We start from the raw sequence: 9,145 nt of genomic DNA, 5'->3' as shown, positions 1-9,145 counted from the left end.
GGCGGCTTCGGCGGCGGCGGCGGCGGTGGTTTCCGCCGCGGCGGCGGCGGTGGCGGCGGCATGCCCCCGCAGGTCGTTGGTGAAGCGACTGGCGTGGTCAAGTTCTTCAACGCCCAGAAGGGTTTCGGCTTCGTCGTGCGTGATGACGGCGGCGAAGACGTGTTCGTTCATATCTCGGCAGTCGAGCAGGCCGGCCTGACCGGTCTGGCTGAAGGTCAGCCGATGGGCTTCACGCTTGTCGATCGCGGCGGCCGTATTTCGGCGACCGACCTGAAGATCGATGGCGAGCCGATGGCAGTCGAAGACCGCGGTCCGCCGCGTGACCGCGATGCGGGCCCGCGCGGTGGCGCCGGTGGTCCGCAGCGTCAGCTGACGGGCGAGAAGGCGACCGGCACGGTCAAGTTCTTCAACGCGATGAAGGGCTTCGGCTTCATTCAGCGCGACGACGGCCAGCCCGACGCATTCGTCCACATCAGCGCCGTCGAGCGCGCCGGCATGCCGACGCTCAACGAAGGCGACCGGCTCGAGTTCGAGCTGGAGGTGGACCGTCGCGGTAAGTATGCGGCAGTGAACCTGACGCCGGGCAGCTGATCTTCTTCAGCTGAACGATGAAACAAGGGGCCGGGGGGAAACCTCCGGCCCTTTTGTTTTTGGCATTTGTATCTTTCCAATAAATGCCCTTCCCCAGCGAAGGCTGGGGCCCAGTTGCCAAGGTGGTCGTAACGGCGCTCGATGCTCTCCAACGCACGTCCCGCAACTGGGCCCCAGCCTTCGCTGGGGAAGGGCCTTGGGTTGCGCCTGAATGAGTTGGCTCCCTTTGCCTTGCGGGGCTAGGCTACTTAATCCGGTACGGCGGCGGGGAGTCGAGCATGACCAGATTGCTGATCCTTGGCGCTACGGGACTGGTCGGGAAGCTCGCGCTGCAGCTGGCGCTTGCCGACCAGCGGGTAAGCAAGGTCGTGGCGCTGACCCGGCGTCCGATCCCGCCTGCCGGCAAGCTGGAAAATGTCACCGTCGATTTCGCTGCCTTGCCCGGCGATGCCGAGTGGTGGGCGGTCGATGGGGTCATCAGCGCCTTCGGTACGACGCGCGCAGTTGCCGGTTCGGCTGAAGCGTTCCGGGCGATCGACTTTGACACGCCGCTGGCGGTCGCGAAGCATGCGCGGGATCATGGGGCGACGCGCTTCGCACTGACCTCGTCGCTCGGCGCAGATCCGCGTTCGCGGCTGCTTTACCCGCGTACCAAGGGCGAGCTGGAAGTGGCGTTGAAGCAACTTGGCTTCCCGTCGCTAACGATCCTCCGCCCGAGCGTGCTGGACGGTCTTCGCGAACCGGCGCGTGCTGGCGAACGAATGGCGCTGATCGGATTCGGCATGTTGGCGCCGCTGTTGCCGCGGCGGTTGCGCGTCAGCCCTGCGAGCATGGTCGCGGCCGCTCTTGTCGAAGCCGCCATTGCGGGGCCGCCGGGCGTCCATATCAGGCACAATGAGGATATGGGCTGAGTCCCCTATTCCTCCCCCTCCGGGAGGAGGATTTTGAGTGTGGGTACCGCCTACCGCGCCTTTTGCGGATAGATCGTCTCGCCGCGCGCCAGCATGTCGACGAATGCCGCGATCTTCTTCTTCCGCCCGGCTTCGGTCTTCATATTGTGGGTGCGGAAGGCCAGCGCGAAGCGGTTCTGCTCGGTGAGTTTGGGTAGCATCGCCTTTGCCGCGGGCACGGCGTCGATCGCGGCCTGAAGGTCGTCGGGGATCTTCATGTCCTTGCCGCTGCCATAGGCGCGGTCCCAGCGGCCATCGGCCTTGGCCGCATCGACCTCACGCAGGCCGTGTTCGGTCATGCGGCCCTCGTCGATCAGGCGGGCGACATTGTCGATGTTGATCTTGCTCCAGATGCTCTTGCGGGTGCGCGGGGTGTAGCGCTGGAGGAAGCTCCTCTCGTCATGACTCTTGCGGATCGCGTCGACCCACCCCCAGCACAGCACGACGTCGATCGCTTCCTTGGGCGTGATCGAGGGCAGGCCGGAGGCGACCTTGTGGATCTTGATCCATAATTCGTCCTGACGGTCGTGATGCCGGCTCAGCCAGTCGTAAAAGGCATCCGCGTCAGGAAACTCGCGGACCTTGGCGGGATCGACCGGAACCGGCGCCATGTCAGCGTTGCGACCACAGCTTGAGGACCACCCAGGCGGCAAGTGCCGCGACCAGTCCGCTGCCGGCGCCCACGCCCATCGCGATGCCGATCAGCGGCGCCATGTCGGGCATCCAGCCGAAATAGCCGAACACCATCAGCGTGGATTGCAGCCCCGATCCGGCGACACCCGCGATCAGCCCGGCATAGGCCCAGCGCAGCGGTCGCAGCGCCGGATCGCGCAGCCGGTGCATCGCGAAAGGCATGGCGAGCGCGGTGACGATCAGCGCATAGCTGACGCTCTTGATCCCGGTATTCACCCCGATCTCTGCCCAGCCCGGATAGCCATAGGCCGCGGCCATGCCGATGATCGAGAAGGGCACGGCGAGGAACAGTGTGCCGATCACGATGGCAGTGGCGAGCCGGGTCGGATCGATCGGTTCGGGGGGCGTGGTCATGGTGGCAGGATGCGGCGGCATCGGTTGGCTGGCAAGCGCTCAGCGCGTCAGGATCAGCACCGCCCCGGCCAATATGCCGAGCACACCGATGGCACGGCCTAGGGTCACGCGTTCCTTCAGGAACAGGGTCGCCAGGACCAGCGCGGTGACCATGCCCGTTTCGCGGAGCGCGGCCAGCGGCGCGGTGGGGCCGAGCGCGAAGGCGCTGAGCGCGAGGCCATAGGTCAGGATCGACAGGGCGCCCGCGACCGCGCCCGCGCGCCACTGGCTGCGCGCCGAGACGAAGATGCGGCCGCGCGAGACCGTAGCGAACATCGCCACGGTCAGTCCGCCCATCAGGACGAACATCCACACGATGAAGCTGATCGGCGTCGGCGCGGCGCGGACGCCGTTCGCGTCGATCACGGTATAGCAGGCGATCAGCACGCCGGTGACCAGCGCCCAGCCCAGGCCCTTGCGGTCGATATGCTTGCCCAGCACCATCACGAACATCGCCGCGCCGATCAGGGCGATGCCGATCAGCTCACGCAATGTCGCGGGTTCGCCGAACACGCCGATGGCCAGCGCGGCGGTGAGCAGCGGCGCCGTGCCGCGCAGGATCGGATAGGCGGCGGAGAAATCGCTGGTCTCGAACGCGCGGACCAGCGCGAACAGATAGAAGCAGTGCAGCACCGCGGTGATCGCCAGCCAGTGCCACGCGCCATCGGGCAGCGGCACGAACAGGGTGGCGGGCAACAGGATGATCGCGCTCGATCCGTCGATCACCGCACGACCGGCCATCTTGTCCTTGCCGCCCTTCAGGATCGCGTTGACGACCGCGTGGATCGATCCCGACGCGATCATCATGGCGGCCGGAAGCCAGGTCGCGGTCACTGGCCGTTCGTCAGCCAGGTGGCAGCGTAACGCGCGCCCAGCCCGGCCAGTGCGCCCAGCACGAGCGTGGCGCCGTTCAGCATCAGGATCAGCGGACCAGCGAAAGTGAGCAGCATCAGCGGCGCCGAGAGGCCGAAGATCCACATCTCGACCAGCGAGATCGCGATCAGGCCGTTGACCGCGCCCACGACTGTCCAGCGAAGCGTCGACGCTTCGGGATCGCGCAGGAAGATCGCCGCGGCCGGGATGCCGGGAAAGACGGCCGCGCCGATCATGAACATGGCGAACACCCCGGTCGGGCGCAGGGTATCGAGCGAGTCGATTTCCGACCAGATCGCCAGGACGACCACGCCGAACAGGAGCGCCGGCAGCGTCCCGAGCAGCACGGCGGCGGCGAGGCGCGGAATCGGGATCGGATCGCTCATGAAACGTCTTATGGCGGCCAGCGGCGATCAGGTCACGAGTTTGCGCATCGTCTGAATCGTATCGGCTTCGGCCGCGGGCTTGTCGGTACGGATGCGGCTGATCCGGGGGAAGCGCATGGCGAGGCCGGATTTGTGGCGCTTCGATTCGTGGATCGAATCGAATGCGACTTCTAGGACGAGGCTCTTCTCCACCTCGCGCACCGGGCCGAAGCGGTTGAGCGTGTGGTTGCGCACGAACCGGTCGAGCCATTTCAGCTCCTCGTCGGTGAAGCCGAAATAAGCCTTGCCGACGGGGAGCAGTTCGCCCGCTTCACTCCATGCGCCGAAGGTATAGTCGGAATAGAAGGACGATCGCTTGCCGCTGCCGCGCTGGGCATACATCAGCACGCAATCGGCGGTGAGCGGATCGCGTTTCCATTTGTACCACAGGCCCGCGCGGCGGCCGGGGACATAGGGCGAGTCCCGCCGCTTGAGCATCACCCCTTCGATGGCGGCGTCGCGTGCGCCGGCGCGGATTTCCTCCAGTGCGGCGAAATCAGACGCTTCGATCAGGGCGGAGACGTCGAAATGGGCTGGGTCCAGACCCGCTGCGAATGCCTCCAGCCGGGGGCGGCGCGCGGACCAGCCCAGCTCGCGCAGGTCTTCCCGGCCGTCGAAGAGAATGTCGTAGAGCCTGACGAAGGCCGGATACTCGGCCAGCGTCTTCGCCGAAACCACCTTACGGCCGAGCCGCTGTTGCAGCGCGTTGAAGCTGCCCGCGCCGCCCTCTCCACCCTGTGCCTCGCCGCGCACCAGCAATTCGCCGTCGAGCACGCCCGGCGTGCGATAGGCCGCCGCCAGTTCGGGGAAGCTGTGGGTGATGTCGTCGCCCGCGCGGCTGTAGAGGCGTGTCTCGCCCGCGACATGGACCAGCTGGACGCGGATGCCGTCCCATTTCCACTCGGCGGCATAATCGTTGAGGCTGACGCTTGCTTCCTCCAGCGGATGGGCGAGCATGAACGGGCGGAAGACCGGGACATTCTCCGAGGTGGGCTGTGCGCCCTTGCCCTCGGCCCAGTCGAACAATGGGGCATAGGGCGGGATCAGGCCGTGCCACACCTCCTCCACCGCATCGACCTCCAGCCCGAACGCCTGCGCCAGTGCGGTCTTGGCGAGCCGTGCGGAGACGCCAACGCGGAGTGCGCCGGTGGCGAGCTTGAGCAACGCGAAGCGTTCGTCCGCGTCGAGCCGGTCGAGCATCGACGCGAGGACGGCGGGGGCATCGGATTTCGAGAGTTTCGACAGCGTATCGACCACTTCGGAAATGCGCAGCGGCGCGTTTTCCTCTGGCGGGGTGGCCGGTTCGGGCCAGAGCAGGGCGATGGTCTCGGCCGAATCGCCGACGAAATCGCGGCTCATCGCGAACAGCACGGGATCGACGCGTTCCTCGACCATGGCGCGGATCAGCGCGGGTTTCACGGCGGGCAAATCCAGCCCGCCGGTCAGCGCGGCCATCGCCCAGCCGCGATCGGGATCGGGCGTGGTCTTCAGATAATCGCCGATGCGGCGCAGCTTGGCATTGCGCGAGCGGGTGTAGATCAGCCCATCGAGCAGGTCGGCAAAGGCGCGCATCATTGGAAGATGGCCGTCATGCCCGCTCTACGCTAGTGTGGGCGCGATGTTCCTCCGCATGCTCGGCTTCGTCTTCCTCGTGATCCTGGTGCTGGCCGGATGGGGATATGCCAATTCGCTCGCCGATCCGGTGCTGCGCCGGATCACGGTGAAGATGCAGGACTGGCCCGAAGGCACCGCGCCGCTGCGGGTCGCGTTGCTCAGCGATCTGCACATGCAGGGGCCGGACATGCCGCCCGAGCGGATGGCGCGGATCGTCGAGCAGGTGAATGCCCAGCATCCCGACCTGATCCTGATCGCGGGCGACATCACCGGCGATCGCGGGCTTTCGACGCGGCAATATCCCGATGCCGAACTGGCCGCGCCACTGGCCAGGCTGCTGGCGCCGCTGGGTGTCTATGCGGTGCTGGGCAATCACGATTATTCGCGCGACGCGACCAAGCTCGAGGCGGCGCTGACCGCAGCCGGCGTGCGCGTGCTCGACGATGAAGCGGTCAAGGTCGGCGTGCTGACTCTGGTCGGCATGGGCGACGGGCTGACCGGACATGGCAATCTGAAGCATGTCATCGATCTGGGGAAGCGCGCCAAGGGGCCGGCGATCCTGCTGGTCCACGGCCCCGAGGTGGCACCGCGTCTGCCCAGGACGCTCAGCGTGGTGATGGGCGGTCACACCCATTGCGGACAGATCATGTTCCCCGGGCGCGACCAGCTTGGCCTGCCGGGCAATGGCCGCTTCCCCTGCGGCGCTTATGTCGATCGCGGGCGGGCGGTGATCGTCACCGGCGGACTTGGGACCAGCATCCTGCCGCTGCGCTTCGGCGCGCCGCCCGACTGGTGGATGATTACGCTGGGCGGGCGCTGAATCGGTCTCGCGGGCGCCACAGAATCGCGGTACGACTCGCACAGCGTGGAGCGGGGGCTCCACTTATGCTGGAGAGTTGCCCGATGAAGTTCGTTCTCGCCGCTGCGGCCGCCGCTGCATTCATGATCCCCGCCGCCGCTTCGGCCCAGTCGGCTCCGGCCCCTGCGCCTGCCACGGCACCGGCCGCCAAGTTCAACCTCGACACGCCGATCGAAGTGCTGGCCGCCGATCCCAAGGCGAAGGCTGTGCTCGACGCCGACGTGCCCGCCCTGCTGCCGCATCCGTCGTACGAGATGTTCAAGGGCATGAGCCTGCGTCAGGTGCAGCCCTATTCCGAGGGCGCGCTGACCGACGAGATCCTGAAGACGGTCGAGACCCATCTCGCGGCGATCAAGTAAGCGCTGCGATCCGAAGAACAGCGAAAGGGCCGGGGTCACGCCCGGCCCTTTTCGTCAGATGAGGCGCAACGCGCCTGCGCCGATCACGATTCCGGCGACAAGGAACAGCGCGGAGACCAACCAGCGGAACGGGCGGAACGGGATCCGCTGCCACATCGCCTCACCCATCACCGCCGCGACGAAGGCGACGGCAAACGCGCCTGCGGCCGCGCCGGCAAAGGCGAACCATGGCTCGCCGCGGACCGCGAAGGCCAGGGTGAAGAACTGGGTCTGCGATCCCAGCGCCAGGCTGAATACGCCGAGGAAGGCGGTGAACAGCGATCCCAGGCCCCAGCTTTCCAGCCGGTCGGGCGTCTTTGCGGGGAACAGCGCGCCGAGGCCGCCGATCACCAGCGCAACCGCGAGAAACAGCGCTTGGGCGTTGGGGGTCAGCGTCGGCGCGATGGCGATCGATCCCAGCGCCGCCAGCGCGTTGAGCGCGGCATGCGCCAGCCCCGCCGCGAAGGCGACTGTCAGCGGCCGGCCATAGCGGTCGGCGAGGATCGCGGTCAGGATCGCGGGCCGCTCGCCCAGCTGGGTCAGCAGCGCGGCGATGAAGGCGGGAACAAGGGCTTCCATGGTAAGCGGCACCCTAACCGCATAATGTTAAGGGCGCATGAGAGACGAATCGACTCACATGCTTGACTTTTGGAGTCGGTTGCCGCATCCGCCCCGCCTGATAGCGGTGCGCTTGCGCGCCGCTTTTCCTTTTTTACTGAATCAAGGGTTTCGGGTCATGGCCAAGCCGACCACTGTCAAGATCAAGCTCGTCAGCACGGCGGACACCGGCTTCTTCTACGTCACGAAGAAGAATCCGCGCAACACGACCGAGAAGATGTCGTTCCGCAAGTACGACCCGGTCGTGCGCAAGCATGTCGAGTTCAAGGAAGCCAAGATCAAGTAAGCCGCGTGCGCGCTTCGGCGCGCCGGCTTTGCAGCGAATCGGCCGGGATGCGAATCCCGCGCCGCGCTGAACCCTCTTCCCGTGCGGGAGGAGGGTTTTTCAGTTTGAACGTCTTTTTTGAAATCCGGCTTCAGCCGGTTGGCACCAGCGCCCGCACTTCTTCCATGAAGCGCGCCAGGCTGATCGGCTTGGAGACATAGGCGTTGGCGCCTGCGGTGCGGATGCGATCCTCGTCCTCATGACCGGCATAGGCGGTCACCGCCATGATCGGGATCGCGCGCAGATCGGCGTCCAGTTTCATCTGCTGGATCAGCTCGAGACCGGTGACGTGCGGCATCTGGATATCCATCACCACCAGATCGGGCGCGAACTCGCGCGCACGCGCCACGGCTTCGCGACCGTCCTTTACCGGCGCCACTTCGAACTCGTGCGCACGCAACAGATCGCAGAAGAGCTTCAGATTGAGTTCGTTGTCCTCGACAACGAGCACCCTTTTTGCCACGCGCAGAACCTCATGATTTCGGGATGCTTCTAGGCGATGGCGGCCAGCGAGACAAACTCCACGGCGGAAGCGCTGGCGCTTTCCGCGCTGGTATGGACGCTGGGCGATCCGGCGCGGGCGTCGCGGCTGCTCGACACGACCGGGCTGGACCCGGCCGAGCTGCGCGCGCGGGCAGGCGATCCGGCGTTGCTGGCGGCCACGCTGGGCTTTCTGGAGGCATTCGAACCCGATCTGATCGCCTGCGCCGCTGCGCTGGACGTGAAACCCACCGAACTGGTCGCGGCGCGCGCGACGCTGGAGCACGCATGAAACCCCTGCTGATCACCGATTGTGACGAAGTGCTGCTCCATATGGTGCGCCATTTCGGCGTGTGGCTGGACGAAGCGCATGCGATCGATTTCGCGATGGCGGGCGGCCATTTCGAGAATTCGATGACGCGCCGCGCCGACGGCAGCCGGGTCGAGCGCGAGGATATGTGGGGGCTGATCAACGGCTTCTTCCCGTCCGAGATGGGCCGGCAGACGCTGGTGCCGCACGCTCGCGAGGCGCTGGCCGATCTGGCGCAGGTGGCGGACATCGTGGTGCTGACCAATCTGGGCGACCATTGCCGCGAGCACCGCATCGATCAGCTGGCGGCGCACGGCATCGTCCACCGGGTCGAATGCAATCAGGGCGGGAAGGGCGGCCCGGTCGCGCGGCTGGTCGAGGAATATGCGCCCAGCGTCGCGGTGTTCGTCGACGATCTGCCGGTGCATCACGAATCGGTGGCGAAGCATGCGCCCGAGGTGTTCCGCCTGCATATGGTGTCCGAGCCGGATCTGGCGCCGCATGTGCCGCCCGCGCCCTTTGCGCATGCCCGGATCGACGACTGGCAGGAAGCGCGGAGCTGGATCGCGTCGCGGTTCGCCGCGGGGTTGACCGCTGCGGCTCAGGATGGTTGACC

At 66.5% G+C, this 9,145-nt stretch carries 14 protein-coding genes; 7 read left to right on the top strand and 7 right to left on the bottom strand.

The features are described 5' to 3' along the window. A partial coding sequence (locus tag P1X14_RS16525) for a cold-shock protein (RefSeq protein ID WP_277316503.1) occupies positions 1-591 on the top strand: 591 nt, incomplete at its 5' end. 278 nt (positions 592-869) lie between these two features. Continuing rightward, the gene (locus P1X14_RS16520) at positions 870-1,502 is read left to right on the top strand and encodes an NAD(P)H-binding protein (RefSeq protein WP_277316502.1); all 633 of its coding nucleotides are present in this window, start codon (positions 870-872) and stop codon (positions 1,500-1,502) included. A gap of 50 nt (positions 1,503-1,552) precedes the next feature. On the opposite strand, the gene P1X14_RS16515 is transcribed toward P1X14_RS16520, so the two are convergent. Genes P1X14_RS16515 through P1X14_RS16495 form a run of 5 tightly spaced genes read right to left on the bottom strand, consistent with a single transcriptional unit; the run spans position 1,553 to position 5,497 of the window. Further along, positions 1,553-2,152: a YdeI/OmpD-associated family protein gene (locus tag P1X14_RS16515; RefSeq protein ID WP_277316501.1), complete on the bottom strand. Its 600-nt coding sequence runs from the start codon at positions 2,150-2,152 to the stop codon at positions 1,553-1,555. Between the two features lies 1 nt (position 2,153). Beyond that, on the bottom strand, positions 2,154-2,588 hold the full coding sequence (locus tag P1X14_RS16510; RefSeq protein WP_277316500.1) for a hypothetical protein: 435 nt from the start codon (positions 2,586-2,588) through the stop codon (positions 2,154-2,156). 39 nt (positions 2,589-2,627) lie between these two features. Further along, positions 2,628-3,461, bottom strand: a complete 834-nt coding sequence (locus tag P1X14_RS16505; RefSeq protein WP_277316499.1) for a DMT family transporter — start codon at positions 3,459-3,461, stop codon at positions 2,628-2,630. Further along, positions 3,458-3,886, bottom strand: coding sequence for a hypothetical protein (locus tag P1X14_RS16500; protein WP_277316498.1), 429 nt, complete (start codon positions 3,884-3,886; stop codon positions 3,458-3,460). Before P1X14_RS16500 ends, P1X14_RS16505 begins: the two co-directional genes overlap by 4 nt. 27 nt (positions 3,887-3,913) lie before the next feature. Next, positions 3,914-5,497, bottom strand: a complete 1,584-nt coding sequence (locus P1X14_RS16495) for a cisplatin damage response ATP-dependent DNA ligase (protein ID WP_277316497.1) — start codon at positions 5,495-5,497, stop codon at positions 3,914-3,916. Positions 5,498-5,543: 46 nt separating this feature from the next. Between P1X14_RS16495 and P1X14_RS16490 the strand changes: the two genes are divergently transcribed. After that, positions 5,544-6,359: a metallophosphoesterase gene (locus P1X14_RS16490; RefSeq protein WP_277316496.1), complete on the top strand. Its 816-nt coding sequence runs from the start codon at positions 5,544-5,546 to the stop codon at positions 6,357-6,359. Between the two features lie 83 nt (positions 6,360-6,442). Further along, positions 6,443-6,757, top strand: coding sequence for a hypothetical protein (locus tag P1X14_RS16485; RefSeq protein ID WP_277316495.1), 315 nt, complete (start codon positions 6,443-6,445; stop codon positions 6,755-6,757). Positions 6,758-6,811: 54 nt separating this feature from the next. Here P1X14_RS16485 and P1X14_RS16480 read toward each other — a convergent pair whose 3' ends face one another. Further along, the gene (locus P1X14_RS16480; protein ID WP_277316494.1) at positions 6,812-7,375 is read right to left on the bottom strand and encodes a TMEM165/GDT1 family protein; all 564 of its coding nucleotides are present in this window, start codon (positions 7,373-7,375) and stop codon (positions 6,812-6,814) included. A gap of 157 nt (positions 7,376-7,532) precedes the next feature. Here P1X14_RS16480 and rpmG point away from each other — a divergent pair, with 157 nt between their 5' ends. Next, on the top strand, positions 7,533-7,700 hold the full coding sequence (gene rpmG, locus P1X14_RS16475; protein WP_277316493.1) for a 50S ribosomal protein L33: 168 nt from the start codon (positions 7,533-7,535) through the stop codon (positions 7,698-7,700). A 130-nt stretch (positions 7,701-7,830) separates the two neighbouring features. Here the strand turns inward: rpmG and P1X14_RS16470 are convergent, their stop codons facing one another. Then, positions 7,831-8,202, bottom strand: a complete 372-nt coding sequence (locus tag P1X14_RS16470; RefSeq protein WP_277316492.1) for a response regulator — start codon at positions 8,200-8,202, stop codon at positions 7,831-7,833. A gap of 36 nt (positions 8,203-8,238) precedes the next feature. Between P1X14_RS16470 and P1X14_RS16465 the strand changes: the two genes are divergently transcribed. Both P1X14_RS16465 and P1X14_RS16460 read left to right on the top strand, forming a co-directional pair. Beyond that, entirely contained in the window at positions 8,239-8,511 is a 273-nt protein-coding gene (locus P1X14_RS16465) for a DUF3572 family protein (RefSeq protein WP_277316491.1), read from the top strand. Further along, positions 8,508-9,143, top strand: coding sequence for an HAD family hydrolase (locus P1X14_RS16460; RefSeq protein ID WP_277316490.1), 636 nt, complete (start codon positions 8,508-8,510; stop codon positions 9,141-9,143). Before P1X14_RS16465 ends, P1X14_RS16460 begins: the two co-directional genes overlap by 4 nt. Positions 9,144-9,145: the final 2 nt, after the last annotated feature.

Source organism: Sphingomonas sp. AOB5 (genome assembly GCF_029433115.1).
Lineage (GTDB): Bacteria > Pseudomonadota > Alphaproteobacteria > Sphingomonadales > Sphingomonadaceae > Sphingomonas.
The sequence above is the reverse complement of the archived record's forward strand: the minus strand, read 5'-3'. Positions and strand labels throughout refer to the sequence as shown.